Genomic DNA, 26,891 nt, shown 5'->3' with positions numbered 1-26,891 from the left:
CCGTCCATGACATGGACGTCATGGCCGAGCTTACAAGGATGTATTCATAGCGTGTCACGGCAGTGTCTGCACATAAGGTCGTTCTTTCACAGCCATGTGATCACGACATTCGGACATCCTGTCCAGCACCCGCTGCAGGCGATTGATAACCATGAAGCTACAATGCAGAACACACTTCCCTGTAGCAACAGCACAGATAAAAATGTAACCAACCTTCATTCGAAGGCTAACCAACTTAGGGGCAAAAGAAAGTTACAAAGCTTACAGAAAACACCATTTGTCCATCCGAGTATGAGGGTCTACAACTCCGTCTCGCGTCATGCTGAATGCGAACAGTCCTCCTTGCTCGACTCTATAACAACAGAAAGGGGCGAAGTGCCACTACTTTCGTCAAGCGAAGCTTGATTATCTTATCCTAATACCTAGTACCTAAGGCCTAGAACCTGATACCTAGATCCTTCCCTCGACCTCCTTCAACTTCCTTCAACCTCCTGCTGTCAATTAGACACACAGTGTCATATCAACAACAAACACACAGTCTAAATGACAACATAAAATCCCACCAAAAATTCAATATTTATTGATAAGGCCTTTAAAAACAATAACAAAACAATTTGGCACGTTCTTAGCAATAACAGGGCTCGCCTGTATCAAAAAGACTTTGCGCTAAGAGGAAATATGAGCAAACAAAAAATCACCGCAATCGCACTGCTGCTAGTGCTAATTGCTTCCTTCACTGTACTCCTGAGCATAGGCAGTGAAATTTATCGAGAAAAGCCACCTATCCCGACGGCTTTTGTCGATAACCAAGGACAAACACTATTTAGTCAAAACGATGTTGAACGCGGACAACTGGTTTGGCGCTCTATGGGGGGGCATCAACTGGGCTCAATTTGGGGGCACGGCTCATACGTGGCACCGGACTGGACTGCCGACTGGTTACACCGAGAAGCACAGGCTTGGCTCAATATCACCGCTAAGCAACGCTTTAATACCGAGTTCGCTAAACTGAACTCCCAGCAACAAGCAGGACTTGAGCAAGCGCTACGTGAAGATATACGTAAAAATACGGCACTGACAAAAGCCAACGGCGATATAGAAATTAGCTTGTCACCAACCCGTATTGCCGCGATTAAACAGGTTGAGCAGCATTATCTAGCTCTGTTCGGTGACGACCCAAAGCTATCGGCCTTGCGTGAGCAATATGCGATGAAAGAGGGCACGGTACCTAGCCTTGAGCGTCGTGAGCAGTTAAATGCCTTTCTATTTTGGGGAGCCTGGGCCGCAGTAACCGAGCGCCCCGATGCCGATTACACCTATACCAATAACTGGCCGTTTGACCCACAAATTGGTAATACCCCGACCTCTGACAACGTGGTTTGGTCGATCCTCAGTATCGTCACCTTGATTGCCGGTATTGGCGCCTTGGTGTGGTATCACGCTGCGGGTAAGCACGAAAGCTTGCCGACACCTGCAAAGCAAGATCCCTTGTTCTACAACAAACCAACCGCTTCTCAACGCGCCGTAGGTAAGTACTTCGTCACTGCTATAGGGCTATTCCTGCTGCAAATTTTATTAGGCGGCATAACGGCTCATTATGCGGTCGAGGGGCAAAACTTCTACGGTATTCCGCTTGCAGAAATTCTCCCCTATTCGGTTACCCGCACTTGGCACACCCAGCTCGCGGTATTTTGGATTGCCACCGCATGGCTTGGTACCGGACTTTATATCGCTCCTGCACTTTCGGGATATGAACCTAAGTACCAACGTTTAGGTGTTAATGTGCTTTGGGTTGCACTGGTGATTGTGGTGCTGGGCTCAATGGCGGGGGAGTGGATTGGTGTGCAGCAGTACTTCGATCTCGATATGAACTTCCTGTTTGGTCATCAAGGTTATGAGTACATTGATCTTGGTCGTGTATGGCAGATACTACTCTTGGCCGGTCTACTCATCTGGTTAGCGCTGGTAACGGCATCTATGCGCCCTGCATTAAAGGTCGATAGTGAAATGCGCCCTGTAATTTGGGTGTTATACGCCTCTTGTGTTGCTATCGGCTTGTTCTACGGTGCCGGCCTATTTATGGGCAAACACACCAACTTAGCCATTGCTGAATACTGGCGTTGGTGGGTGGTTCACCTATGGGTAGAGGGCTTCTTTGAAACCTTTGCCACCTCAGTCATTGCCTTGATGTTAGTGCGCCTAGGGCTGATCCGCGCAAGAAGTGCCAATGCAGCGGTATTGTTTGCCACAGTGATCTTCTTAACGGGTGGTCTAATCGGTACTCTGCACCACCTCTACTTTACCGGCACACCAACCTCTGTGATTGCTTGGGGCGCTATCTTCTCGGCGCTAGAAGTCGTGCCACTTGCACTTATCGGTTTTGAAGCAGTTGAAAGTTACCGCTTACGGGCAGTTAGCCCATGGATGATCCGTTATAAATGGGCAATTATGTTCTTCGTTGCGACCGCGTTCTGGAACTTAGTCGGTGCTGGCATACTTGGCTTCTTAATCAATCCACCTATCGCGCTGTACTTTATTCAAGGCTTGAATACCACCGCGACCCACGCTCATGCCGCTTTTATGGGAGTATACGGCATGCTAGGTATGGGACTAATGTTGTTCTGTTTACGCGGTTTAACTGGCCAGATGCAGTGGAACGAGAAGCTACTAAAAGGCGCGTTTTGGACCATGAATATCGGCCTTGCGGCTATGGTATTTATCTCACTGCTTCCCGTTGGAATCGTGCAGTTCTTTGCGGTAATAGATAACGGTTATTGGTTTGCCCGCTCACCCGAGGTGATCCACAGCCCACTGGTTGAAACCTTAGTCTGGATGCGTATGCCAGGTGACGTACTGTTCAGCTTCGGTGGAATATTTATGGGCTGGTTCCTATTCGATATCATCAAAAAAGCCATCGCTAAGAAAAAAGCGGTTGCCGTAATTGATGATCAACAATCGGTAAACGCTTAAGGTTAAAGAAGGCTCTAGAATTGAAACAAGGTTCTAGAGCCTAGAAAAAACTGGAAAAGCATAAATGCCGACCGACATCTAAACTAGAGTCTTCAGAATCAGGGCCTTCAGATTGGAGGCTCTGGTTTTTAACTACCATCTTGTCATCAGGTTAGAATCAGCACCATTTGCAGCTTGTCACCAGCCCAGTTGCCAGACTAATCGGCTCGCCACGCTTATCAGAGTGTAAAATTGACATATAAACAGCAGAGTTCAATACTGTTAAAAAGACACTGCCTAGCAGTGCTAAATGCTAAAGCAAGGTTACACTGTTAGCCTTAAATTGGAGTTCATCATGGCACTAAGCCAAAGCGATCTTACTCGTATCGCACTCGATATCACTTCAGGTCTTTCCGACCATGACCGCTTCGCTCGCCTGTTAGATACCATACGCCAAACCCTACACTGTGATGCAGCCGCTCTATTACAATTTAGCGGAAAGCAATTTACCCCACTGGCAATCGATGGCCTAAGCCCCGATGTCTTAGGTCGGCGCTTTATTCTGTCTGAACACCCAAGGCTCGAGGCCATTGCTCGTGCGGGCGACGTGGTGCGCTTTCCTGCCGACAGCGAGCTGCCCGATCCCTACGATGGTTTAATCCCCCATCAAGAAGATCATTTGATGGTGCATGCTTGTATTGGCCTGCCCTTAGTCGCCGATGGGGCACTTATCGGCGCAGTCACTATCGATGGTTTCGACCCAGAGCAATTCAATCGATTTAGCGATAAAGAACTACGCACCTTAAGTGCTATCGCTTCAGCATCACTCAGTAATGCACTACTTATCGAAAAGTTAGAAAAACAGGCGGTGCAGTCGCAAGAGCCATCATCGTTTAATCACAGCAGCGACAGTGAAGTGGAGATTATAGGTCAATCACCCGCCATGCAAGCGATGCAAAATGAGCTTAGCGTAGTAGCCAGTACCGATCTTAACGTTTTGATTTTAGGTGATACAGGAACGGGTAAAGAGCTGGTTGCTAAATCTATCCACTCGCACTCTCTGCGCGCAAACAAGCCACTGATCTATCTTAACTGCGCCGCCCTGCCTGAATCCGTGGCCGAAAGTGAGCTATTTGGGCATGTAAAAGGGGCCTTTACCGGTGCCATTAGCCACCGTAGTGGTAAGTTTGAAATCGCCGATAACGGCACACTGTTTTTAGATGAGATAGGCGAGTTACCTTTGTCGCTGCAATCTAAATTACTACGAGTATTACAATATGGCGATCTACAAAAGGTCGGCTCAGACAAAAGCCTAAAAGTGGATGTACGTATTATTGCCGCCACCAATAAAGATCTCAAGCAAGAGGTATTGGCAGGGCGTTTTAGAGCCGACTTATACCACCGCTTGAGCGTGTTTCCCATCGTTGTGCCGCCGTTAAATGAGCGTGAGGGTGACGTGATTTTATTAAGCGGCTTCTTTGTCGAACGCAGTCGAGAAAAGCTCGGTTTAAAGAGCCTAAGCTTGAGCCCTGATAGCATTAACCTGCTAAATAATTATGACTGGCCAGGTAACGTTCGTGAACTCGAACATGTGCTGCGCCGAGCGGCGGTATTATCAAGAGCCCAGTCTCAGTCCGATATTGCGGTGATCACCCCGCAGCACTTTGATCTGCCAGGGCAAGACTCACAAGAACAGCTGTCCTTACCTACGCCTCACGTTGAACTAAAAACGGGCAGCCAAATCAATTCAGGGTACTCATTAAAACAAGCCACCGAGTCATTTCAGGCGCAATATATCCGTCAAGCGTTAGCCGCCAATGGCAATAACTGGGCAGCGACGGCTCGTGCACTCGATCTAGACTCCGGTAACCTACACCGTCTCGCAAAGCGCATCGGATTAAAGTAAAAACACACCAGCTACCGGCTATAGAACACCGCAGATTAAGCTGATATAACTTAACTTGTTGTTGATGCTAAAAGCCGTTAAAAAAGGAATTGAGACTAAATTGAAGCGATTAATAATAAGTTGCATTACTGTTTTATACGCGGCCTCTTTGCCAGTCAGCGCAATGGATACTGATAAGCCAGAAAATTGTGCGCTCGATACACTTGCCCAGCCGCTCTATGATGTAGAGCAGAAAATTCAACTCCGCCAGCTCGATAATGGTCTGCAAGTCCGCACTCTGGCCCTTAAAAACACCCAAGCCGTATCAATCGCCAGCCAGTTCGATGTGGGCTCGCGCAATGAAGTAAAAGGCCAAACCGGATATGCTCACCTGTTTGAACATATGCTGTTTAAAGGCAGTGAAAATGCCCCCGGCGATAGCTATACCCAGACCATGAGTGCCTTAAGTGGCCAATTTAATGCTAGTACCTTTTTTGATTTCACCAACTACTACCTGACGATCCCCTCACAAGCACTCGAGTTGAGTCTATGGCTGGAGGCCGACCGCTTTCGTTACCCAACGCTCAATGAAACCACAGTCAAAAATCAGCAAGGGGCTGTGCTTGAAGAGATGGCCACCAGCATAGATAACCAGCCTTATGTACGCAAAGCGATGGAGTTTTTACTGGCGCAGGTTGAGGGCACGCCCTATGGCCATGCGGTGATCGGCAGTGTCGAAGATGTCAAAGCTGCAACACCCGAGAGTTTAAATGCCTTTCATCAACAGTTTTATCGCCCCGATGCCATGCAGCTAAGCTTAGTGGGCGACATACCTTTGCAAACTCAGGACTGGATAGACACGCAATTTAGCGACTGGCAGGCGCCGGATATCGAGCGGACTCAACTGAGCGACCTTAAGATACTTCCTAAGCCTGTGCATGGTGAAATCATCGATGAACGCGGCCCTTGGCCGGCAGTACTCTTTGCTTGGCATACCGCTGGCACCAATTCAGCCGATGCTGCGGTGCTAGCGCTGCTCGAAGCCTACCTGTTTCAGAACAAGAGCAGTTTAATTCAGGGCACAAGTTTGACTGATCCCGACCAACTGCTAAGTTACTCAATCCCCTTAACCATGACCCATCACGGCATGACTAACTTAGTATTGGTGCCCCGCGCCCGCACTTCGCTCGATAAGCTCAGTGACAATGTCGAGTCATTGATAGCCTCTGTTGCCGCGCAGCCCATAGATGATGAGCAGCTTTGCCAGTTAAAGCAGATCTGGCTCAACAAGGCGTTATCCGCTTTAGACTCGCCGTCACTGCTAGCGAGAAGCCTTTCGGCGACTCAACCTCAAGATAGACACCATCCCCTCACAGGGCCATGGCAACGTATCGATGCCGTTAGCGCTAAAGAGCTACAAGCCATCGCCCAAAGGTACTTTAGCGGCAATACCGTGCGTCTGGATCTGCTACCACCTTGGTATATTCGCGCCACCAAATCGATTCTAGAGTTCCTACCTAAAGGAATGACCGACAGCCTTGAAGAGAGCGTAATGTGATGCCCCATATAATAACGCTACAGATGAGAATGCTAATGAAACCTCTGACAAAGCTCAGCTCATATACACTCGTTGCAGGCATACTCCTGAGTGCGCTTGGCTGTCAGCAGACTCATATCAATTTTACCCCAAAGGCTGAACCGCAACTCCCCGTATTCGATAAACTAAAGGGCGCACCAGAAATTATGCCGCTTAATTATAAAGAGTGGCGCCATTCTGAGCCTGTCCCTATCACGCCAAAACTGGATCTATACCTGTTTGATGACACCTTATCGGGTCTAAACCATCTCTCATTGGTGGCCTACAGCAGTTTGCCGATGCTCAATCTAGATGTACTCGTGCAAGCCTTTACGGAGAAGAGAACTTGGCTAGTACAGCAATCAACACTTGCCTGCGCTGAGAGCCTGAGTATTCGCCCAAGTATGCACAGCTTGACCATTAGTATCGATTGCCCAAACTCCCCTGCCCTTGCCAGTGAGCTGTTGATGCAGTTTTGGCAAGTCGACAGTTTTGACGAGCTAGATATCGCTAATGTGCGCCGCCAACTCAAGTTGGCTAAACATATTAACGCATACAGCGGCGCCGAAATCGATGATGTGTGGGCCAAGAAAATTCTCGGTGAGCAGCATGTTTATAACCAAGCGCTCAATGATAAGACCCTTGCCGATGAGCTCGACTTAGACAAACTGAACCAAGTTAAAAAACAAATTTTAGAACAATCTAATTGGGCACTTTTAATCAATTCTAGCCTTGAGCAAGACAAGGCGTTTATCTCGGCGCTGAGCCAACAATTTGAGTCAAAGATTGCTAGCACGCCATCAACCCCATCTGTCATCAATAGCGAAGCTAACACTCAGCCCAATTTAAGCAATAACCTTAGCAATAGCCCTGTGAACAGCCCAGCCATCCCCCTAGGCAATGATAACAAGACACTGTTTATCATCGATGCACCGGGTAGCGTGCAAACACAAGTACGTATCGGCTATCCACTGGATGCGAACAACAAAGATATCGACAGTATTCAAGACTGTAAGCTGCTGGCCAGCTGGCTGGGACGCAGCTTTTCTGGGCGGCTTTACTACGATCTTCGCGAAGTGCGCGGCTTAACTTACGGCATTTACGGCCGCTGCTTCGATAATCCGCTATCACGCACACTGAAATTTTATGGCAGCACTAAGCTTGAGCACACTGGCGCCTTTATCAGTGGCGTGCTGGATCACCTCACATTGGCGACACAAACGCCCGCATCGGCTGTCGAAGTGGACGCCTTAATCACTTACCTCACTAGCCAAAAGATGCTACGTCAGGCAAACTTTCGCGCGGTAGAGGTCGATACCATCAAGCAACTTATTCGCGGTGGCTCACCTCGGCAGGAGCAACAAGCAGCAGACAGACTCGCAGCACTCACACCTGAACAATTACAACAGATTGCCAGCTCGGTGTTTAACAACACCCCCTATATCGTCATTCGAGGCGATAGAGATAAGATCCAAGCCGATCTAAAAGACAAGTTACCTGAATGGAAGATAGTCGAAGCCATGGCAGACTAGCCGCTGAAGCTTTAACTGGATAAGTTTTAAACGGAAAACAGCGTTTTTTGGTAGTGCCGCCACATCCTAGAAAATAAACCCAATAAAGATTTCAGTTCTTTGCAAATCGGGTCGCATTAACTTGCAAAATTGGGTTTATTTATAGGAACACTCATGCATTCAAGCATCATGAAATTCGCCATCGACGATGGCTCGACCAACGTTAAGATCAGCTGGCTTGAGGACGGTCAAGTGCGTAGCGTGACCTCGCCTAACTCTTTCCGTAAAGACTGGAAAAGCGCAGCGCTACTTAGCGACCGTAAGGTGTTCAACTATCAAATCGCATCGACCAAATATACCTACGATGCCACGTCTGACAAGGCGCTTTCGACGACCCATGTTGCCTTTCAGTACGATGACTTAAACCTACTCTCAGTGCACCATGCTCTACTACAGACTGGCGTTAAGCCTTGTCCCGTCAGTATCTTAGTGACTCTGCCTATCACCGAATACTACAAAGCCGATGACTGCCAGAAGAACGAAGACAACATCGCTCGCAAGAAAGCCAACTTAATGCGAGAAATAACCCTAAACAAGGGCGAGCTATTTACCATCGTCGATGTTGAAGTACTACCCGAGAGTCTGCCTGCGGTACTCACCACCTTGATGGATTCAGGCGTCAATGAATTTGCCAAGTCTTTAGTTATCGATTGCGGCGGCACCACCCTTGATATGGGCGTCATTGTCGGTGAGTTTGACGATATCTCCGCCGTGTATGGCAATGCCGAGATTGGCGTATCTATGGTCACCAACGCAGCGCGCAAAGCCTTGGCCGCAGCCGACAGTGACGCCAGCTACTTGGTGGCTAACGAGCTGATTAAGCGCCGCCATAACCGCGAGTTTGTTGAAGAGGTGATCAATGACATCAGCAAAGTCGATTGGGTGCTAGAGCGTATCGAAGATAAAATTGCCGAGCTAGGCGCGGCAGTTGCCTACGAAGCCAAGACCTTCACCCGTAACCCAAATCGCATCTACTTAGTAGGCGGGGGCGCCATGCTAATTGAAACGGCGATTCGCGAGGCCTACCCTTCGTTAAACGATAAGATTGTCATGGTCAAAGATCCTCAAGAGGCCTTGTCACGTGAGATCTGCTGCTATCACGCGGCAGAACCAAGCGACGCGGCGTAAGAGGAAGCTATGCGCATTCGATTCAATGTTAGCCTAGAGCCTGAGATCTACGACTCCCATAGCTACGCCATCGCCAGCCTTAGGCAGTGGCAACAAGCGGAAAAAGAGCGTGATGACGACCCCGATACAGCACTGGTGCGGCGCAATCGCTTTCATCGTAATCTGTATCTGTCGGGGCTGTTCCTGCATGAGCTCGCACCGCAACTACCTTCTATGCTGGTGCAGATGTTGCAGCAAGACAAGGTGAACTGCAAAACCTTAGCGTCTCAAGTGCGCGCCGTTGGCCTGCCGCTAGAGAACGCTAACACCCGCGCGCTTACTGAACCCCAGTGGCAGAAGCTAACATCGCTACTCGAAAGCACCAACCTACCCGAACATCCTGTAGAAGCGCCTAGCGAAACAGCGGTCATTAGCGAGCTAGCCCTCGAACAATTGCAGCAGCAACTCAGCCTGTTACAACAGGGTCAACAGCAGATGTTAACCGCTTTGACAGACTTATCAGCGGGAGCGGCTTCAACGGAAACGGGATCTGATTTTAGCGATCACTTTAGTCAGCTAAAGCGCGGGCAAGATAAGCTGATGAGTCAGATTAACGCCCTGCGTGAGCAAGTCTCTGCTTCAGCTATTCCAACGACGCAGGCGCTAGCCGACAGCCCGAGTATCGAAACCCAGCTCGAACGCGCCAGCCGAGTCAAATCTAAAGGCCTGTGGTAGGCTTTTAACCTAGTCTCTAGCATGTTCTAACTAGAAGATTAGAAACAAAAAAGGCAGAGCCAAGACTGAATATCCCAGTCAACGCCCTGCCTTTTTGTTATTACGCCAATCTAGCGCGATAAACTAGCGCTATTAGCTAGCCGATTGCGCTAGGTATTTTGCCATCTCTGTCGCTGGCACCATTCCGCCACCTGTCGCCCACACCACATGCGTCGCGTTCGCCATCATATCGCTTGTCAGCCCCATACGTGCCTGATATTCGCTATCAGCGCTCACTCTCAGTGCGCCCGGCATACCCGCAAGAGCCGATGGCTCAAGCTCGATACCTTCGCTCTTAGCCAGTAGACCGAGTAGATCATACATGTGCTGGTCGCTTAATGTGTAGTAACCATCAAGCATACGCTCCATGGCGCGGCCGACAAAACCTGATGCGCGGCCTACCGCTAAACCATCGGCTGCAGTGACGTTGTCGATACCTAAATCTTGCACCGCGATTTCGTCATGTAGACCCGTGTGCACCCCCAGTAACATACAAGGAGAGTGTGTTGGCTCGGCAAAGAAACAGTGCACGTTATCGCCAAAGGCTAGCTTAAGACCGAATGCTACACCACCTGGGCCGCCACCCACACCACAAGGTAGGTAAACAAACAGCGGATGCTCGCTATCCACCTTGATGTCAGCCGCGTCAAACTGTGCCTTTAAGCGCTCGCCCGCAACCGAGTAGCCTAAGAAGAGAGTGCGCGAGTTTTCATCGTCGATAAAGAAGCAGTTAGCGTCTGATTCAGCCGCCTTACGTCCCTGCTCAACCGCAACGCCATAATCTTGCTCATATTCATGTACCGACACGCCGTGGCTACGTAGCTTGTCTTTCTTCCACTGGCGCGCATCGGCAGACATATGCACGCTCACCTTGAAACCAAGCTTGGCACTCATGATGCCGATAGACATGCCTAAGTTACCGGTCGAGCCTACCGCAATACTGTAACCACTAAAGAAGTTACGCATCTGTTCAGTGAATAGCATTTGGTAGTCGTCAGACTCTTTAAGTTTACCCGCTGCAATCGCTAGCTTTTCGGCGTGGGTCAGTACTTCATAAATACCGCCGCGCGCCTTGATAGAGCCAGAGATCGGTAGGTGACTATCTTTTTTCAGCATCAATTTACCGGCAATCGCTTGGCCGTACTTGGCTTCTAGCGCCTGCTTCATCTGAGGGATCTCAACCACTTCAGACTCGATAATACCGTTAGCAGCTGCCGTTTCTGGAAAAGCTAATGCTAAGTAAGGCGCAAAGCGCTGCAAACGGGCACTGGCATCGGCGACATCTGTGCTGTCTAAGCCAACAAATGGCAGGGCTTCAACTAAGTTAGTCGCCTTAGTTTCAAACCAGCTGACCTCTTCTAGCTTGATAAGCTGAGTCAGCAAAGGGAAGTCGTTTATCAGTTGTTCAGTGTTCATGGTTTCAGTTCCCCTTTTAGGATTAAATAACATAAGACTTTTGATTTAAATTACGTAAGACAGTGCAAAGGTCGCAGCCAGTGCCACCAGCGAGGCGATAAAGGTTGCGGTGGTGTAATAGATAAATGTTTGTTTCATGGTGGCACCGGTGTACTGCTTAACCAGCCAGAACAGTGAGTCAGTGACGATAGTGCAGCCAATTGCACCAGAGCCGATAGCCAAGGTCACGATAACCGGGTTTAAGTCTGGGTACAGCACCAACAGTGGTGACACAATCGCCGTTGCGCCCATCATAGCAACGGTGGCTGAGCCAACTGCGGCGTGCAAGATGATGGCAACTAGCCAAGCAAGCAGCACTGGATGCATATCAAGGTTAGCCAGAATCTGCGCCAAGCTGTCGCCCATGCCGCTGCCACTTAATACGCCGTTAAACGCGCCGCCCGCACCAATAATCAGCAGGATGTTAGCAATTGAGGCGAAACAGTCTTCGGTTTTGGTTAACAAGGTACCCATGGTCATCTTGTTGCGCAGACCTAGCAGGTAGTACGCCACAAAGGCTGCGATAAACATCGCGGTGATTGGGTTACCGATAAACTCAAGGGTAGTGTAAAGCGTGCTGCCCGGCTCCATGTACAGCTCGGCCACGGTTTTAACCAACATCAAAATGATTGGCAAAAGGATGGTGAACAAGGTGGTGCCAAGTGATGGTAGCTCGCTCTCTTGGCGAGTCGACACTTCATTAAACTCAGCAGGTACGCTTAAGTGTGGCAGCTTGTCGCCAAACAGCTTAAGGAACAGTGGACCACCAATTAATGAAGCCACTAGTCCGATTAGCAGACCCCAAATAATCACCGACCCCACATCGGCGCCTAGTGCGTTAGTCACAAACAGCGCAGCTGGGTGTGGCGGCACGATGCAGTGTACGGCCATCAAGGCGGTACATAGCGGAATGGCGAGCTTTAGCAAAGAGGTATTGGTTTTACGTGCAATAGAAAAAGCCAATGGAATAAGCAGTACCACGCCCACTTCCACGAACAGGGTGATACCACAGATAAGACCCACTAGCACCATGATCACATCGGGGCTTAAGTAGCGTGACTTTAGCAGGGTGATACCAATTCGCTCGGCTGCACCTGAGATCTCCATCATCTTACCTAAGATGGTGCCAAGACCGATAACGATAGCCAAGAAGCCGAGAGTACCACCAATACCAGACTCCATCGCCTTGATCATTTCAAGTGGTTCCATGCCCATCATGCCACCAACAAAGAAGCTGGCTAACAAGAGTGCTAGGAAAGGATGCAACTTGAACTTAACGATGCTGATGACAATCAACAAGATACTGCTAAGCAGAGTACCGATAATCCACAGTTGTGATTCCATTGTATTTCTCTATTTAGTTGAAAGAAGTAAAAGTGGCGCTATTAAAGCCAATCAATGAAATGCTGACAAAAGATATAAATTGCAGTTCGCTTGAGCCAGATTGTGGCAACAGGCACTCTGGTGTCACAAAAGTGGGGGTTACATGATCTAAGCTTCAACTGTGTTGATGTTATCGGCGCTAAAAAGCACCTTAGGGTAAAATGCTCACATCAAAATTTGAGAAGTTAGTCATGTACTCCCAACAAGATGTGTTCAGCAGAAGTCGCCTACTCAGCAGCTATCAGCTTGCAAAACTGCATACCTTCGAAGTGGTGGCTCGCCACCAATCCTTTTCCCTCGCCGCCGAAGAGCTATGCGTTAGCCCCTCAGCCGTGAGCCATCGAATTACCGCACTGGAGAATGAGTTAGGCTTTAAGTTGTTTAGTCGCTTTCATCGCAGGATCGAGCTAACGGAAGATGGCAAGCGGCTGTTTTCAAAGTTGAAAGACAGCTTAAAAAGCTTGAATCAGGAAGTGTTTGAGATTAAAAACCAAGAGGTGTCGGGTAAGCTGACCGTGTACTCTCGCCCTTCCATTGCCCAATGTTGGCTGGTGCCTAAAATTGCCGATTTCAGCCGCCAGTATCCGGCCATTTCAATCAATATTTTGACCGGCAATGAGAATGTTAACTTCAACAGCTTTCATATCGACTTAGCGATTTACTACGATAATCGCCCCCGCAGTAAACTGTTTTGCCAGCACTTGATGGATGAAACCATCATGCCAGTCTGCAGCCCTGAGTACGCCGCCGAGCATGATCTCATCGGCAAGCTGGAGAACTTGAGTCGCTGCACCTTGCTGCACGATAACCAAGCCTGGGAATATGACTCAGATTGTGATGAGTGGAAGTATTGGGCCGATAAACAGGGTCTCAGCATTGATGATAACCGTTCTATCGGTTTTGACCGCTCAGACTTAGCCGTTATCGCCGCCATGAACCATGCTGGTATCGCCATGGGACGCGGACAGTTAGTGAGTAAGCGCATTAATCGAGGCGAACTCATCGCCCCTTTTGCCAACCAGCAGGTCCCATGCGAACAGACTTATTATGTGGCTTCACACGATAAGGAGCTCAACCCTAAGGCTAAGCTGTTTGTGGACTGGCTAAAGCAACAAGCTAATTTGGCTTCCCAGTAACGCTGTTCCTCTCGCTATTGCTAGCAAGGCTCGAATATTTCGATGGCCAATCTATTGCTCACAGCAAGCTTGCGGCATAATGGCGCTAATTACATTACAGAGTCGTAAAAATGGATAATCAGCAAGACAGTTACATGACTGAAGAAACCTTAATTGAAACAGTGGAAAATCAAATCGCCGATGGTGAACCTAAGAAGGTCAAAGAGACCTTAATGCGTTTGGTGATGACAGGCACGCCTCGCGAAGAAGCGATTCAATGGATGGCCTGTGCGCTTGCTATCGAGGTAAGTGATGTGATGCTAAATAACGCCTCGTTTAACGAAAAGCGTTACAACCAGCATTTAGACGCACTGCCAAATTTAGATTGGATGGAAGACTAATATTAACGCTGCAAGCCCCCGCTTAGCTCGGCTGTTAATTGGCGCGACAGTCGCCATCTTGCTTGGGCTTTCTATTACAGAAAGCTCAGCTCAACAACTAACTGAAGTAACAGAGCCTAACGCACAAACAAAGGGAGAATTGACCGTGAGCCAGCCGCATACACTCACATTAGATGATGTATCTTTCGATAAAAAACAAGGCAGCATTGATGCCTATGATGGCAACTATCAAAACATCATCATCCCCGACAATTTTGACGGCATCACCGTTACCGAGATCTCAGACTACGCGTTTTCAGAAGTAGAAGATTTAGGTGACGATGAAGCGCCAGAGAACCCTCTGACCAGTGTAGTACTCCCTAATACTGTCACCGAAATTGGTGAAGGTGCGTTTCAGCGTAATGCCTTATACCAATCAGTATAAGAATTTGATCAGCTCAGAACGATTTTTGGCAAACTAATTCAAGGCGAATAGCTGCAATAATGGTTATTCCCTTATAAAGCTAATCAACGCAGAAGTAGGCAGCCAAAAACGTTCCAGACTGGCGAGTTTTAGCGATTCTGATGCTGTGTTAACGAGCTTGAACGTAGAACAACTATGCCCTTCGCTCGTTGCCTTGCCTCAAAACCGCTAAACTCTCGCTGAGCGACTAAATGTTTATACTGATTGGTATTAACAAAATTGTCATCCCAAGCTCTGTTACCCGCATTGGTTACTACGCATTTGCACAAAACGCATTAACTCGCGTCGATATCCCAGACTCTGTGACTGAAATTGTAGAAGGCGCATTTACCGTTAACGCGATAGAGCAGCTTAAGCTAGGTAAGTCAGTGTCGATCATTGGCGATTATGCATTTGCTAACAACGCCATTAGTCAGCTCACCATTCCAAGCTCATTTACGGAAATAGGTGAAGAGGCCTTTGCAGATAACGCTATCACCCATGTGCTACTCACCAAAAACATCACTTATATGGGCGATGACGCCTTTATCAATAACCCGCTAAGGGGCCGCCCGATTAAAAGCTTTGGCAAGAAAAAGCCGCCAAGAGAACTCACTGACGAAGAGTTTCTCGAAGCCTTTGGTGACTTATAAGGTTAAGTCACCCTCAAAGTTTGGGGGGGAGGTATCAAGCAGCGCTTGATACCTGTGTTTACACATTGCGAACGATAAAACTGTCTGGGGCCGAGGTCATCTGCAGGTACATCACATAGCAGACGGGGATTAACACCAAAGAAAACACTGCCAAAGCCACTATCATAAACAGATGCATTGTTGGCTTGATGACAGCGGTATCGGGGTTACTGGGCTTGTAGTGCACTTGGATCTTCTTGTCACTAGGAAACTCCGCCACCAAGGCTTCGGCCTCCTCCAAAGAGTAACCGGGGATGGCACCTGTGATGTCTGTCTTATTGCTCTTGTGGTAAATTTTACCGTCAACAGCATAGAAATACTCGATAGCAACCTCGTAATGAGATTCGGCGCTACTTCTTTCATGGTAGCGTTCTATGATCCAGCTATTCACCACCATCCCTTTAGCCGTAGGCCAATTAAAAGATGCATGAAACTGATGCACAACATACGTTGCCAGACCCACAGCAAAAGAGAACATGATAAACATAAACCACATTAAATTTGAAACCTGCGACAGCTTAAACCGCTTCACTATTATTCCTCTTGTTATCCTCATAATTAGCCATCAAAGCTCGATAGCCTTTCACTAGCCTAATCAATGGCTATAAAGTGCCAATGCTCAGCAATAGTGCCAAAAAACCAAAGCCAAGCAGATAGCCAAACTCTTCAGCTCTGGTAACTGAAAACAGCCCATCATTAAAAAGTTCACTCTGACTCTACTTATCCATGAATTATCTCCTCTACAGCAGAGCCAAAGGAAACACCAATCCCCCATCGGAAGCGTTAGACTATTTCAAATAAGTATGAGGGAGACCACTTCGTCTGGGGCGGCAAGACTCTTTATGAAAGAAATGGGCAAGAGGGCGTTGCTGTTGACCCCTTCTTGGCCGAGTGTGAGCTGGAAGCTCACGGCTTTAATCGTTAGACGCAGTCTAACTTAAAGCTCAAGCGCAGCTTGGTAAAAAACAGTTTTTAGACGAAGTCTAAATAAACATCGCAATCATGCCACCAACCGTGGCCGCAGCCTTAACATATTGGCCTGCAGAATATGACGGGTCACCGTTCTCATCGATCTCTTCAGGATGATCGAGCCCTAGCGCACCAAAGACAAAGGACTCAAGATCGCCATCTTCCTCTTCGGCTTTAGCAGTTTCAGTCGAAGAAATGTTGGCTTTAGCAGCTGTTTGCTCATCGGCCAGCTTTTGCTGGGCATCGGCTGAAATCGCCACATTGGTACTGGCACCCACATTAGGTAAAGGCGCCGCAGGAGTCGCTGCTGGCGTAGCTGTTTTATTAGCCACAGGTGTATTAGTGACCGAAGCTGTTATTGCGCTTCCTACTGTATTTCCAACTGCGCTTCCTATAGCACCACTGACAGAAGTCATCAAACATTCCTCTAATTAATCCCTTTTACAACAGTGGGATATACAAGTGCAGATAGTAAGCAGGAAACCATTAACCTCAAAGCAGATTTTGTCGAAAGTTTGATACAAAACGTATCCTAGCTTATCCCTTAGCAGCAGACCTTAGCAGCTCCTCTTAAAAACTAAAGCGAGTACGCTTGACCCAGAGCGGGTCTTCTTGAGCCCCTTTAATATGGATAATATCGACATTGAGCTGGGTTAGATTTGCCAATACCCCGATAAACTCTTGACCATAATGGCTAGTGATGAGGTTCGTCGTATAGAGGGTCAGCTCGCTGTTATCGCTAAATTGCTCTGCGAAAAGGCTGAGGCTGGACTGATGTTCAAGCAGATAGTTTTTATCTATCCAGCGGCCGCCCAAGTAGATTGCCGAGCTTGAAGCCTTAGCGACTATGGTCACATTCGAATAGAGCGGCTCATCATATAGCGCCCGATTTATCTGCTCAAAGGGATCAACATCCTCCTCAAGAATAAGCAGATGCAACTCGCCTCTCACGCCTGAGAGGATCTGCTCAACCTGCTCAAGCCTGCGATCGACAATGATAAGATTGATGCTTTGATCCGCATCGACAAAAGCACTATTTAGTTTGGTTGGCACGAGACTCTTTGGCCCTGCCATAACGCTATTAATCAATAGCAATAGGCACAGAAGCAGTGACCAGTAAAAGGGAAACTCATGGGTTCGTCTATGCTTGGGCTTTCTATTGCTGCCACCTCTCGCTAAAGGCCATCGACGACCTAAGTATTGAGTAAAAAAGTACCGAGTAAAAAAGTACCGAGTGAAAGAGTGCCAAGTAAAAATCTTGCAGGTAAAAAACTGCCCCTTAAAGATCTTCATCTCGGTAAGACTATCGTTGAAAGTACTGTAATGGCTTGCCTGTTTGAGAGCGTTCATCGTGAGCTCCTTAAAAAAAGAGAACACACTGACTACTGCATATAACAAACCAATCTACCGCATAGTACAAACTAAATTGTCTTTACCCTTAAACTCAAGAATTTAGCCAGTAGGCTCTAGCCTTGACTAAGTGTTACTCTACAGGGTTCTTAATCTGCAATGCATTTTGCTTGCGCTTTTGCGGCGACAGTATAAACGCAAAAAGCCTCCCATATCCGTCACATTAAGCGTTGGAGATAAGAGGCTTTCTTCATCGGCAAAAACAGAGGCGATTATTCGCCTAAGATCTGTTTATAGATAGCTTCAACCTGCTCACTATGGGACTTAACGGCATCAATCGGCAACACCGGCTTCTTCTGCTGCAGTACCAACTTATGGCTTTCGTCACGCAGGTGACAATAAGCCTGAGTTAATAGCTGTGCGGTCTCAAAGGGGAGCAGTTCTAGCTCGGCCAACTCGGCAAAGATCCTCACATTATCTGACCAGAACGACAGTGACTTGTGATCGTAGGCGTGAGCCAATACTAGGTACTGAGCGATAAACTCGATATCGGCGATACCACCGCTGCTCTGTTTAAGATCGAACATCCCCTCATCGACCCTTAATAGATGATCGCGCATCTTAAGCCGCATCTCTCTGACATCTTTGGCCAGCGCCTCGTTATCCCGTCGCGTCTCGAGCACTTCGGCTCTGATCTCATTGAATCGACTGCAAAGGGAAACGTCACCAAACATAAAGCGCGCCCTCACTAAGGCTTGATGCTCCCAGGTCCAGGCATCGCTGCGCTGATACTCGCCGAAGTGTTCGATTTCACTCACCAATAACCCCGATGCACCAGAGGGCCTTAAGCGCATATCCACTTCGTAGAGTTCACCAGAGTTGGTACGGGTCGAGAACAGGTGTAACACTCGCTGGGCAAGCTTTAGATAGAAGTGACCGATATCGATCGCTCTGTCGCCGTTGGTCTGCCCCGCTTGACTGCCATTATGGAGAAAGACCAGATCTAAGTCTGATCCGTAGCCGAGTTCTATGCCCCCGGCCTTACCGTAGCCAACGACGGCAAACCCCATCTCATTGTCTTTAAGATTTCCAGGCACCCCATGGCGAGCACTCACCTGAGCCCATGCCTGATGCACTACCTGCTCGATAATCGCTTCGGCTAGGAAGGTTAAGTGATCGCTCACCTCCATCACAGGCAATACTCCCGTCACGTCTGCCGCGGCAATCTTTAACTGCTGTGATAACTTAAACTGGCGCAGCGCTTCCATCTGCTGCTCCATATCATCCTCAGGCACTCTAAGCAGGTATTGGCGTAGCTCACTGCCGTAATCATCAAGGGATGTGGTGTCATAGAGCTGCGCCGGATCAATAAGCTCATCGAGCAGCATGGGGAATTTAGCCAGCTGCTCGGCAATCCATGGACTGGCGAGACAAAGGCTCACAAGCTGCTGTCGTGCGCCGGGGTTTTCACATAAGAGTTCAAGGTAGGTGGTGCGCGTCAGAATCTGATCTAGCACTTTTGAGACTTGCTCAAATGCTTTCGATGGATGCGGAATATTGGTGAGCTCACATAAGAGCTTAGGCATCAGCTTGTCTAAGGTCTCACGCCCTCTAGGACCAATGGTGCGGCGCACCACGGTATCGTGCCAGCTGTTCAGCAGAGGCCAGAGCTCCTCGTCATCTATGCCCTGCTCCTCTAATATGGCTAAGGCGTGATCATCTTCATAGGCATTCCATAACTGCTGGGTCCAGGTCTCGCTATGATCATCAAGATTATTGCCGCCGACGGTATCGTTAAAGTGACGGTGGATCCGCCTCATAGCGGCCTCGATCTGCTCGCGCAGATCCATCTCGGTGTCGGCTCCGAGGGCGTAACATAAGCGCTGCCAGTTCAGTTCATTGCTCGGCAGGGTCTGTGTCTGCTCATCATTGATGGCCTGTAGTAAATTCTCGACTCGGCGCAACAAGATATAGCTTTTTTCAAGCTCATCGACGGCCAAGTATTCCAGCTGACCTAGCTGGTACAGGGTATTGATGGCACCAAACAGGCTCTGCTGACGTAGTGCGGGCTCGCGGCCGCCACGGATAAGCTGAAAGCTCTGCACCACAAACTCAACCTCACGGATACCGCCGGCGCCGAGCTTAATATTGTTAGTAAGCTTTCTGCGGCGCACCTCTTGGGTGATCAAGCCCTTCATCTTTCGCAGTGACTCGATGGCCGAAAAGTCTAAGTAACGGCGGTACACAAAGGGGCGTAATAAGTCATGTAGCTCGTCGGAGTCCGACGTCCAAGGCCCAAGCGCTCGGGCTTTGACCATGGCGTAGCGCTCCCAATCACGCCCCTGCTCTTGATAATAATCTTCTAGCCCGCTGAAGCTCACCACCAATGGCCCACTCTCGCCGTACGGGCGCAGGCGCATATCGACGCGGTAGACAAATCCATCCACCGTGACTTGATTCAAGAGGTTTACTAGGCGCTGCCCCATACGAATAAAGAACTGCTGATTCTCTATGGCGCGGCGCCCACCAAGGGTTTCACCATGCTCGGGGAAGGTAAAAATAAGGTCAATATCGGAGGAGAAGTTCAGCTCACGGCCACCCAGTTTGCCCATGCCTAAGATCAATAACTTCTGCGGCTTGCCTTGTCTATCGCTTGGGGTTCCCTGTGAGGCGCACATCTCGCGATACAACCAGTCGCGAGCGGCAATCACCAGCGCTTCTGCCAGCGCCGATAAATCTAATAGGGATTCCTGCAGTTCACTGTAATCACAAAAATCACGCCAAGCGATACGCACCATCTGACGATTACGATACTGACGTAAAATACGTTTTACCTGCTCTTCATCGGTAACACCGGCTAACTGCTTACTCAGTTCGCCATCGAAGGCTTGGCGCTCAATGTTATCCAGTTCATGCTCAAATAATGCGGGGATCCACTGTGGGTTACGACATAGCTGCGTGCCGATAAAGTCGCTTAACGCAAAGATAGTTTTTAGCTCTTGTTGCTGCGCCTGGGTCAAGGATGACACTAAGTGCGCGGAGTTGTCATTCAACCTTTGCCAATACTGTTCTGCACTCGCAGCCATTTGAGTGGAAACAAGCTTATTACCCATTGAAGCCGTGTGCATAATAATCCCTAACAATTTTGTATATCGACATATTATGTCGTTGATGATATAGATAGAGCGTGAATAATTGTGAGCAACTTTTGCTAATAATGTTGGCCAGTTGAGGCTTTTTTCTCTAACTGCGCCATGAAAACAGGAACGGTAGTGTTTTTGTGCTCTAATAAGCAATACTATACTCAAGCAGTGGCAATTGCAGTAAGCCAAATAATTTCTCTTGCGAATTCAATGTTTCAGCAAGTGAAAAAGACTTAATTAACTAAGACTCATCGGTCTTTTAGGCCTGTGTATCCCTGCATTAAGCGATATGAAGTTGGCCACTTTAAGTACAACACCCCAATTTGGAGAAACTATGGCAGGAATGCTAATCCGCGTTCTCACCGTCTTAATGGTTTTCGCCCTCGCAGGATGCGGCGATGATAGACCCGCTCAAGTTGCTAAGTATCAGCAACTGACACAGCAGCGTCTGGACACCCTTAGCACTATGCTGAGTGACGGTCAGATCCGTAATGCGAATTTGCTTAAGCAATACGTTCAAGTATTGGAAAAGCAAAAGCCCGATTTAAGCCCCTTGCTAAACGAGCTCGCCACCGATGCGACTAATCGTGGCCCTATGTTTACCTCGCTCACACGGCGCTTAACCGAGTCGCAAAACCCTGCAAACTTTGTCGATATCGATCAGCAACTTGCCGAAGTAGAAAACCTCTATCAAGCGGCAGATCCTAGCCTGTTTAACGATATGCTGTCCGACCCCCTGAACGTGGTCGCCGATATGTCCGATGGCGCACTGGCACGGGTTAACTCTATTAGTCGTGAAGCGGCGGCACTCGCCAATGGCGCAGAAGACTTTGGTGCTGGCAGTCAATTAGTGGGCAACCCAGCTTACGGTAGCTGGCAGACCGGCTCGAACGGCATGTCATTTTGGGCTTGGTACGGCATGTACTCCATGTTTTCCAACCTGACCCGTGGCCCAATCGGTTACGATCGCTGGTCTAGTCGTCGTAACTACAGTTACTACAACGATGTTGGCCGTTACCGCTACACTTCGCCAAAGCAGGCCAGAGCACAGACTCAAACCTATGAGCGCACTAAGAAACAATTTAACTCTCAAGGTCGTAAGTTCGATAGCCCTTACGCCAAGTCGCGTACTGGCTCAACCAGCCTTTCGAGACAGAGTAGCAGCACGCCAAAGGCCAGTTCAACAGGACGCACCACGAGCAGCAAGAGCAAGTTCCGCTCTAACTACTCTAAGGACAGCAGCTTCCGTAATTCCAGCAGTCGTACCACTCGCGGTGTTCGCCGAGGCAAATAATTAAGGAACTCTTATGACATTTTTACAAAACCACGGCCTCACCCCAGAGCTGATGATCATTCTATTTATCGACATCACGATTGCCGTGCTGTTACTGGCCTTGATGCGCTACCTACAGGGATGGACGGTAAAGGTAAATAGCCGCCATGAGTTAGCCGAAAACGACAACTTTGCCTTCGGTATTAGTACCGCGGGTGCAGTGATGGCTTTAGGGATTGTGCTAACCGGTGCCATTACTGGTGAAGCCGCCGAGTCTTACTTAGTTGAAGCCATCGGCATGACCGCTTATGGTCTGTTTGGCCTAGTGCTGATTAAGCTCGGCCGTTTCCTGCACGATAAAATCGCCCTTAATGATATCGATAAGAATGCCTTAATAGTGAAGGGCAACCTCTCGGTCGCCATCGTCGATGCCACCGTAGCCATCGCCACAGCGATTATCATCCGCTCGGTACTGCTGTGGGCTGAAGATCTTACGGTTTATACCTTTATCGCCATCTTTAGTGCCTTTGCTATCTCTCAGCTGATGCTAGTGCTGCTCACCCGCGCACGCGAGAACCGTTATGCTAAACGCAACCAAGGCGCATCGATGCAAGAGGCCTTTGCTCAAGGACATGTGGCACTAGCGATTCGCCATAGCGGCTATATGCTTGCCATGGCCTTTAGCTTCAACGCAGCCAGTCACTTCATTATCTTCGACCCACATGCCTATGTCGCTAACCTGATCGGCTGGCTGATCTTCTCTGTAGTGATGCTGCTTTCTTTGATGCTGCTTATCAAGCTCGTGAAGAAGCTGGTACTGGCCAAGATCGATCTATGTGAAGAGGTTGAGAAGCAACACAATATCGGCCTCGCCGCTGTGGAGATGGCGATCAGCGTCTCGATTGCCATTATCCTCGCTGCCTTGATGGCCTAAGGTGACAAAGCAAGGGAGCGCTCGCTGCGCTCCCTTTTCTATTGTCCTGCTTAGTGATTGGCGATTAACAGGATTTTGAATAGCGGCTATCTCGAATAACTACGGCCTCGAATCGAAACGCTCACGACTAAGAATTATCTATTAAAAATAAGCTACCGACACCCAATGCAAACCAATTCAAGCAGCGCTACCACTTCAACCCATAATAAAACCATTGAATCGGGCAAACTCGGTTGGTTCGATGATGCCTTACTGCTCGGCATCATGGCCGTACTCGCTGGCTGCGGCCTAATCTACGAGTATCTACTATCCCATTATGCAGGGCGTATTCTTGGTGCGTTAGAAGCCGCCATCTACACCATGATAGGTTTGATGATCGTCTCCATGGGCCTCGGCGCCTTTGCCGCCCGTAAAATTCGCTGTGCTTTCACAGGCTTTGCAGTGTTGGAGCTCTGCGTCGCCCTGTGTGGATCTTTGGCGATCTTAATCACCGCTGCGGTGATTGGCTTTGGTCAGCAGTTACCCCTTGTTATCGCCAATACCTTAGGCCTACCCGCCGATCAGCTGCCCGATGGCGGCTTTATTGGTACGCTGCAAAAGCTCAGCGAATATCTGCCTTATGTCTGGGGCGTATTGCTCGGCCTGATGATAGGTATGGAGATCCCACTTATCGCCCGGGTACGCCAAGCGCTGTCTGAGGCGCACCTAATGCACAACGCGGGCACCATCTATGGCGCTGACTATGTTGGTGCCGGTATTGGTGCGGCCATCTGGGTCGGCTTTATGTTGGCTATCGATATTCAGCTGGCTGCGGCGCTCACGGCAAGCTTTAACCTACTCGCTGGTTTTCTATTTATCTGGCGCTTCTGGCATCAAATACGCCATGTAAAACTGCTGTTAGTAGGCCACTTCATCGCCACCGGGATCTTAGTCATGCTGGCCCTGCATGGTCCTCAATGGGAGCAGAGCTTTAATAACCTGCTCTATAAAGACAAGGTGGTTTACGCCAAGGCGACCCGTTTTCAGCAGCTGACCTTTACCGAGCGCTTAAGGGGCAACGGCCTAGGTCCGGTGCACTCCCTCTATATCAATGGTCGGCTGCAGTTCTCTAGCAGCGACGAGCATATCTATCACTCCTTCTTAGTGCACCCAACCATGGCGGCCAGCGCGCGTCACGACAAGGTGTTGATCATTGGCGGCGGTGATGGCTTAGGCCTGACCCAAGTGCTGCAATGGCAGCCTGAGCAGGTAACCCTAATGGATCTAGACAGCGAGTTGGTCGAGCTGTTTAAGCAACCATCGAGCGATATGCCTGAGCATCTGAGTAAGGCGCTGTTGGCACTCAACCAAGATGCTCTTAACGATCCCCGAGTCAGAATTATGTATGACGATGCCTTTAACGGTGTCGATAAACTGCTGGCCAAGGAGGAAAAGTTCGATGCGATTATTGTCGATCTGCCAGACCCTAGTCACCCAGATCTTAACAAGCTCTATTCCGATGCCTTCTATTTAAAGCTTAAGGAACTAATGAGTAATGACGCTGCCTTAACCATACAGTCGACGTCACCTTATCATGCCCCTAACGCCTTTATTTCAGTGGGCAAGACCTTGGAGCTCGCTGGCTTTAATGTCGACCAGTACCACCATAATGTACCCAGTTTTGGTGAATGGGGCTGGAGCATCGCCACCTTAGGTGGAAAAAGTGCCCGAGCTAGGCTACAAAGTGTGCAGCAACTGCCCGTTGATGATCCTTGGCTAACCCCAGGTCTGATCCATGCAGCTTTCGAGTTTCCAGGAAACTTTTATCAAGATAAGGCAGAGATTAAGCCCAATGTTTTAGGTTCAAGCCAGCTGTATCAATACCATCAGCAGGCTTGGTTAGAAAATCAGTAGAGTTTATTTTTGAATCGTAAAGATAGCGCTTGACATATTATGTCGCAGTGTTATCTTTAATCACAGACATAATATGTCAATAAGGACAAATATGAATATCCACACAATTGCCAACCACCTAAATGAACTTGGCGACAACAGCCATACTGGCTTTCAATTTGATTGTTATCCAATTAATGGTGACGTGGAAGTCTTACAAGTTAACGTAGTTGGTCGTGAAGAGATCCCGGTATTCGTATCGGTCACGGACAACCAGATCCTTTGCATCAGCTATTTATGGGGCGAGGATGAAGTAAATCAACAACGACGTGCTGAGATGTTTGAGACCATGTTAGAGCTCAACATTCCAATGCCACTGTCATCGTTTGCCAAGATTGACGATAAGTACGTGGTTTACGGTGCACTATCAGTGCATTCAAGCATGCAAGAGATCGAGCAGGAGCTATCTGTTCTTTCTGATAATTGTCTCGAAGTCATCGACGAACTCGTCGATTACCTGAATTAAAGGAGCCACATCATGGGCATTCTAAACAAAATTCTTACAGCCTTCCGTGGCGGTGCCACTGAAGTAGGCCAAAGCATCGTAGATGCAAACTCTACTCGTATCTTCGAACAAGAAATTCGTGATGCAGAGAAGCACCTCACTAAGGCTAAGCGCGACCTAACCGAAGTGATGGCGAAAGAGATGCAAGCGAGCCGTGAAGTCGATCGCCTAAAGCGCTCTGTAGCCGAGCATGAAGGCTATGTGACGCAAGCCCTTGAAAAAGGCAACGAGCCGCTAGCACTTGAAGTGGCAGAAAAGATTGCGCAGCTTGATCAAGAACTGGCCGATCAGCAAGCGGCAAACGACAGCTTTAGCGCCCATGCGACTCGCCTAAAAGAGCTTGTGCGCAAGACTGAGCGTCAAGTTGCCGATTACCAACGTCAGCTGACTATGGTTAAGACGACCGAAAGCGTGCAAAAAGCCACGGCGACGATTACCGATTCGTTTGCGGGCAGCAACTCAAAGCTGCTTAACGCTAAGGATTCACTAGAGCGAATCAAGGCGCGTCAGCAATCATTTGATGATCGCCTAAAGGCTTCTGAAACGCTGGCGGAAGAGAACAGCGATAAGGCATTACATGACAAGCTAGCCGCAGCAGGTATTGGCGAGCAGAAGTCTAACGCTAACGCCGTACTGGATCGCATTAAAGCGCGTAAGGGCTAAAGGAGACTGGCGTGGGATTTCTAAACCGCCTATTTGGCAAGAAAGAGGAACCTAAACGTCAACTCGACCACCCATCAAAACTCATCAAGGGAGATCATATCTCCCTTGATGACAGTTTTGCGCTGCCCCCACAACTTCGTGGTCAGCAGCTGCGAGTTGAAGCGGTGAACACCTATGAGTATCAGCGTAAACAACAGACAGAGTGGGTGCTAAAAGGTCACAGTGGCGATGCCATCTTCCTCGGTCTTGATGAGGATGACGAAACCTATCTGGCCCTTTCGATTAAGATAAGTCGTGGCCAGGTTGAGCAGTTCTTCGATCTCGATCAGTTCAGTGAGATTTTCGAAGAAGAAGGTAAAGCCGAGTTAACGACGCAACCGTTAGCGGCAGACTTAAATGATTATGAGCAGTGGTTATCACCTCACTATCATCAAGTCACATCTGGCAACTTTGGCTATTTCCACCGCCAAGATTACCGTGGCCTTAGGCCTCCGCAAGATGCCGATGGCGCAACCGGTGAGCCGTTTGAGTCCTATCAGCTACTTGACGATAACGAAGACAAGGCTGTCGATGTCGAGGTCTATGAAAGCGGTGATACCGATGTAATGCTCACCCTCTATCGACCTCTATCAGATATCAGAGAATATTGGCCGGGCCAATAAATCAATGGTTCTAGATGCAGATCTAGAACCATTTCTGTTTCAACTCCGATGAATGATAGCATGGAAGAGTTTCCGTACCTTGTTAATACGGATCAGTAAATTTAGGTATA

At 48.7% G+C, this 26,891-nt stretch carries 22 protein-coding genes; 16 read left to right on the top strand and 6 right to left on the bottom strand.

From position 1 onward, the window contains the following. Nucleotides 1-678: 678 nt before the first annotated feature. The 6 genes from L1D44_RS02225 to L1D44_RS02200 all read left to right on the top strand — a co-directional run bounded on the left by L1D44_RS02225 (nt 679) and on the right by L1D44_RS02200 (nt 9,823). The gene (locus tag L1D44_RS02225) at nt 679-2,970 is read left to right on the top strand and encodes a nitric-oxide reductase large subunit (protein WP_239888637.1); all 2,292 of its coding nucleotides are present in this window, start codon (nt 679-681) and stop codon (nt 2,968-2,970) included. Between the two features lie 334 nt (nt 2,971-3,304). Beyond that, nucleotides 3,305-4,855, top strand: a complete 1,551-nt coding sequence (gene norR, locus L1D44_RS02220; protein WP_239888636.1) for a nitric oxide reductase transcriptional regulator NorR — start codon at nt 3,305-3,307, stop codon at nt 4,853-4,855. 100 nt (nt 4,856-4,955) lie between these two features. Beyond that, complete coding sequence (locus tag L1D44_RS02215; protein ID WP_239888635.1) at nt 4,956-6,392, top strand: pitrilysin family protein; 1,437 nt, start codon at nt 4,956-4,958, stop codon at nt 6,390-6,392. A gap of 35 nt (nt 6,393-6,427) precedes the next feature. Further along, nucleotides 6,428-7,942: an insulinase family protein gene (locus L1D44_RS02210; protein ID WP_239888634.1), complete on the top strand. Its 1,515-nt coding sequence runs from the start codon at nt 6,428-6,430 to the stop codon at nt 7,940-7,942. 153 nt (nt 7,943-8,095) lie between these two features. Then, nucleotides 8,096-9,109, top strand: a complete 1,014-nt coding sequence (gene parM, locus L1D44_RS02205; protein WP_220768619.1) for a plasmid segregation protein ParM domain-containing protein — start codon at nt 8,096-8,098, stop codon at nt 9,107-9,109. Nucleotides 9,110-9,118: 9 nt separating this feature from the next. Further along, nucleotides 9,119-9,823: a hypothetical protein gene (locus L1D44_RS02200; RefSeq protein WP_239888633.1), complete on the top strand. Its 705-nt coding sequence runs from the start codon at nt 9,119-9,121 to the stop codon at nt 9,821-9,823. A gap of 132 nt (nt 9,824-9,955) precedes the next feature. Here the strand turns inward: L1D44_RS02200 and dsdA are convergent, their stop codons facing one another. After that, nucleotides 9,956-11,278, bottom strand: a complete 1,323-nt coding sequence (gene dsdA / locus L1D44_RS02195) for a D-serine ammonia-lyase (RefSeq protein ID WP_239888632.1) — start codon at nt 11,276-11,278, stop codon at nt 9,956-9,958. Between the two features lie 45 nt (nt 11,279-11,323). After that, nucleotides 11,324-12,661 carry a D-serine transporter DsdX gene (dsdX, locus tag L1D44_RS02190; protein WP_239888631.1) on the bottom strand — a complete coding sequence of 446 codons (1,338 nt, stop codon included), beginning with the start codon at nt 12,659-12,661 and terminating at the stop codon, nt 11,324-11,326. Between the two features lie 230 nt (nt 12,662-12,891). On the opposite strand from dsdX, the gene dsdC reads away from it, so the two are divergent. From dsdC to L1D44_RS02170, 4 genes are all read left to right on the top strand, one after another. Continuing rightward, on the top strand, nt 12,892-13,836 hold the full coding sequence (dsdC, locus tag L1D44_RS02185) for a DNA-binding transcriptional regulator DsdC (RefSeq protein WP_239888630.1): 945 nt from the start codon (nt 12,892-12,894) through the stop codon (nt 13,834-13,836). A gap of 110 nt (nt 13,837-13,946) precedes the next feature. After that, entirely contained in the window at nt 13,947-14,216 is a 270-nt protein-coding gene (locus L1D44_RS02180; protein WP_220768624.1) for a hypothetical protein, read from the top strand. Between the two features lie 145 nt (nt 14,217-14,361). Further along, nucleotides 14,362-14,640 carry a leucine-rich repeat domain-containing protein gene (locus L1D44_RS02175; protein WP_239888629.1) on the top strand — a complete coding sequence of 93 codons (279 nt, stop codon included), beginning with the start codon at nt 14,362-14,364 and terminating at the stop codon, nt 14,638-14,640. 230 nt (nt 14,641-14,870) lie between these two features. Then, nucleotides 14,871-15,311 (top strand): leucine-rich repeat domain-containing protein, encoded by a 441-nt coding sequence (locus tag L1D44_RS02170; RefSeq protein ID WP_239888628.1) that lies wholly within the window; start codon nt 14,871-14,873, stop codon nt 15,309-15,311. Nucleotides 15,312-15,369: 58 nt separating this feature from the next. On the opposite strand, the gene L1D44_RS02165 is transcribed toward L1D44_RS02170, so the two are convergent. The 4 genes from L1D44_RS02165 to glnE all read right to left on the bottom strand — a co-directional run bounded on the left by L1D44_RS02165 (nt 15,370) and on the right by glnE (nt 20,797). Next, on the bottom strand, nt 15,370-15,882 hold the full coding sequence (locus tag L1D44_RS02165; protein WP_239888627.1) for a DUF3592 domain-containing protein: 513 nt from the start codon (nt 15,880-15,882) through the stop codon (nt 15,370-15,372). A 451-nt stretch (nt 15,883-16,333) separates the two neighbouring features. After that, the gene (locus L1D44_RS02160; RefSeq protein WP_239888626.1) at nt 16,334-16,735 is read right to left on the bottom strand and encodes a hypothetical protein; all 402 of its coding nucleotides are present in this window, start codon (nt 16,733-16,735) and stop codon (nt 16,334-16,336) included. Nucleotides 16,736-16,889: 154 nt separating this feature from the next. Beyond that, nucleotides 16,890-17,669: a DUF4347 domain-containing protein gene (locus tag L1D44_RS02155; RefSeq protein WP_239888625.1), complete on the bottom strand. Its 780-nt coding sequence runs from the start codon at nt 17,667-17,669 to the stop codon at nt 16,890-16,892. Between the two features lie 272 nt (nt 17,670-17,941). Further along, nucleotides 17,942-20,797 carry a bifunctional [glutamate--ammonia ligase]-adenylyl-L-tyrosine phosphorylase/[glutamate--ammonia-ligase] adenylyltransferase gene (glnE, locus tag L1D44_RS02150; RefSeq protein WP_239888624.1) on the bottom strand — a complete coding sequence of 952 codons (2,856 nt, stop codon included), beginning with the start codon at nt 20,795-20,797 and terminating at the stop codon, nt 17,942-17,944. Nucleotides 20,798-21,146: 349 nt separating this feature from the next. Here glnE and L1D44_RS02145 point away from each other — a divergent pair, with 349 nt between their 5' ends. The 6 genes from L1D44_RS02145 to L1D44_RS02120 all read left to right on the top strand — a co-directional run bounded on the left by L1D44_RS02145 (nt 21,147) and on the right by L1D44_RS02120 (nt 26,781). Then, nucleotides 21,147-22,106: a hypothetical protein gene (locus L1D44_RS02145; RefSeq protein ID WP_220768629.1), complete on the top strand. Its 960-nt coding sequence runs from the start codon at nt 21,147-21,149 to the stop codon at nt 22,104-22,106. 13 nt (nt 22,107-22,119) lie between these two features. Beyond that, on the top strand, nt 22,120-23,019 hold the full coding sequence (locus L1D44_RS02140) for a DUF350 domain-containing protein (RefSeq protein ID WP_239888623.1): 900 nt from the start codon (nt 22,120-22,122) through the stop codon (nt 23,017-23,019). A gap of 165 nt (nt 23,020-23,184) precedes the next feature. Then, complete coding sequence (locus L1D44_RS02135) at nt 23,185-24,912, top strand: polyamine aminopropyltransferase (RefSeq protein ID WP_239888622.1); 1,728 nt, start codon at nt 23,185-23,187, stop codon at nt 24,910-24,912. A 91-nt stretch (nt 24,913-25,003) separates the two neighbouring features. After that, nucleotides 25,004-25,417, top strand: coding sequence for a DUF2170 family protein (locus tag L1D44_RS02130; protein ID WP_220768632.1), 414 nt, complete (start codon nt 25,004-25,006; stop codon nt 25,415-25,417). Between the two features lie 12 nt (nt 25,418-25,429). Beyond that, nucleotides 25,430-26,119: a PspA/IM30 family protein gene (locus L1D44_RS02125; RefSeq protein WP_220768633.1), complete on the top strand. Its 690-nt coding sequence runs from the start codon at nt 25,430-25,432 to the stop codon at nt 26,117-26,119. A gap of 11 nt (nt 26,120-26,130) precedes the next feature. Further along, complete coding sequence (locus tag L1D44_RS02120) at nt 26,131-26,781, top strand: hypothetical protein (RefSeq protein ID WP_239888621.1); 651 nt, start codon at nt 26,131-26,133, stop codon at nt 26,779-26,781. Nucleotides 26,782-26,891 lie beyond the last annotated feature (110 nt).

This window comes from Shewanella sp. Isolate13 (assembly GCF_022398325.1).
Classification (GTDB): domain Bacteria; phylum Pseudomonadota; class Gammaproteobacteria; order Enterobacterales; family Shewanellaceae; genus Shewanella.
The sequence above is the reverse complement of the archived record's forward strand: the minus strand, read 5'-3'. Positions and strand labels throughout refer to the sequence as shown.

Excerpts from the sequence above, each read along its gene's own strand:
- L1D44_RS02225 (WP_239888637.1), top strand. The coding sequence starts at position 679 with ATGAGCAAACAAAAAATCACCGCAATCGCACTGCTGCTAGTGCTAATT.
- norR (WP_239888636.1), top strand. The coding sequence starts at position 3,305 with ATGGCACTAAGCCAAAGCGATCTTACTCGTATCGCACTCGATATCACT.
- L1D44_RS02210 (WP_239888634.1), top strand. The coding sequence starts at position 6,428 with ATGAAACCTCTGACAAAGCTCAGCTCATATACACTCGTTGCAGGCATA.
- parM (WP_220768619.1), top strand. The coding sequence starts at position 8,096 with ATGCATTCAAGCATCATGAAATTCGCCATCGACGATGGCTCGACCAAC.
- L1D44_RS02200 (WP_239888633.1), top strand. The coding sequence starts at position 9,119 with ATGCGCATTCGATTCAATGTTAGCCTAGAGCCTGAGATCTACGACTCC.
- dsdA (WP_239888632.1), bottom strand. The coding sequence starts at position 11,278 with ATGAACACTGAACAACTGATAAACGACTTCCCTTTGCTGACTCAGCTT.
- dsdX (WP_239888631.1), bottom strand. The coding sequence starts at position 12,661 with ATGGAATCACAACTGTGGATTATCGGTACTCTGCTTAGCAGTATCTTG.
- dsdC (WP_239888630.1), top strand. The coding sequence starts at position 12,892 with ATGTACTCCCAACAAGATGTGTTCAGCAGAAGTCGCCTACTCAGCAGC.
- L1D44_RS02180 (WP_220768624.1), top strand. The coding sequence starts at position 13,947 with ATGGATAATCAGCAAGACAGTTACATGACTGAAGAAACCTTAATTGAA.
- L1D44_RS02170 (WP_239888628.1), top strand. The coding sequence starts at position 14,871 with ATGTTTATACTGATTGGTATTAACAAAATTGTCATCCCAAGCTCTGTT.
- L1D44_RS02160 (WP_239888626.1), bottom strand. The coding sequence starts at position 16,735 with ATGACTTCTGTCAGTGGTGCTATAGGAAGCGCAGTTGGAAATACAGTA.
- L1D44_RS02155 (WP_239888625.1), bottom strand. The coding sequence starts at position 17,669 with ATGAACGCTCTCAAACAGGCAAGCCATTACAGTACTTTCAACGATAGT.
- glnE (WP_239888624.1), bottom strand. The coding sequence starts at position 20,797 with ATGCACACGGCTTCAATGGGTAATAAGCTTGTTTCCACTCAAATGGCT.
- L1D44_RS02145 (WP_220768629.1), top strand. The coding sequence starts at position 21,147 with ATGGCAGGAATGCTAATCCGCGTTCTCACCGTCTTAATGGTTTTCGCC.
- L1D44_RS02140 (WP_239888623.1), top strand. The coding sequence starts at position 22,120 with ATGACATTTTTACAAAACCACGGCCTCACCCCAGAGCTGATGATCATT.
- L1D44_RS02135 (WP_239888622.1), top strand. The coding sequence starts at position 23,185 with ATGCAAACCAATTCAAGCAGCGCTACCACTTCAACCCATAATAAAACC.
- L1D44_RS02130 (WP_220768632.1), top strand. The coding sequence starts at position 25,004 with ATGAATATCCACACAATTGCCAACCACCTAAATGAACTTGGCGACAAC.
- L1D44_RS02125 (WP_220768633.1), top strand. The coding sequence starts at position 25,430 with ATGGGCATTCTAAACAAAATTCTTACAGCCTTCCGTGGCGGTGCCACT.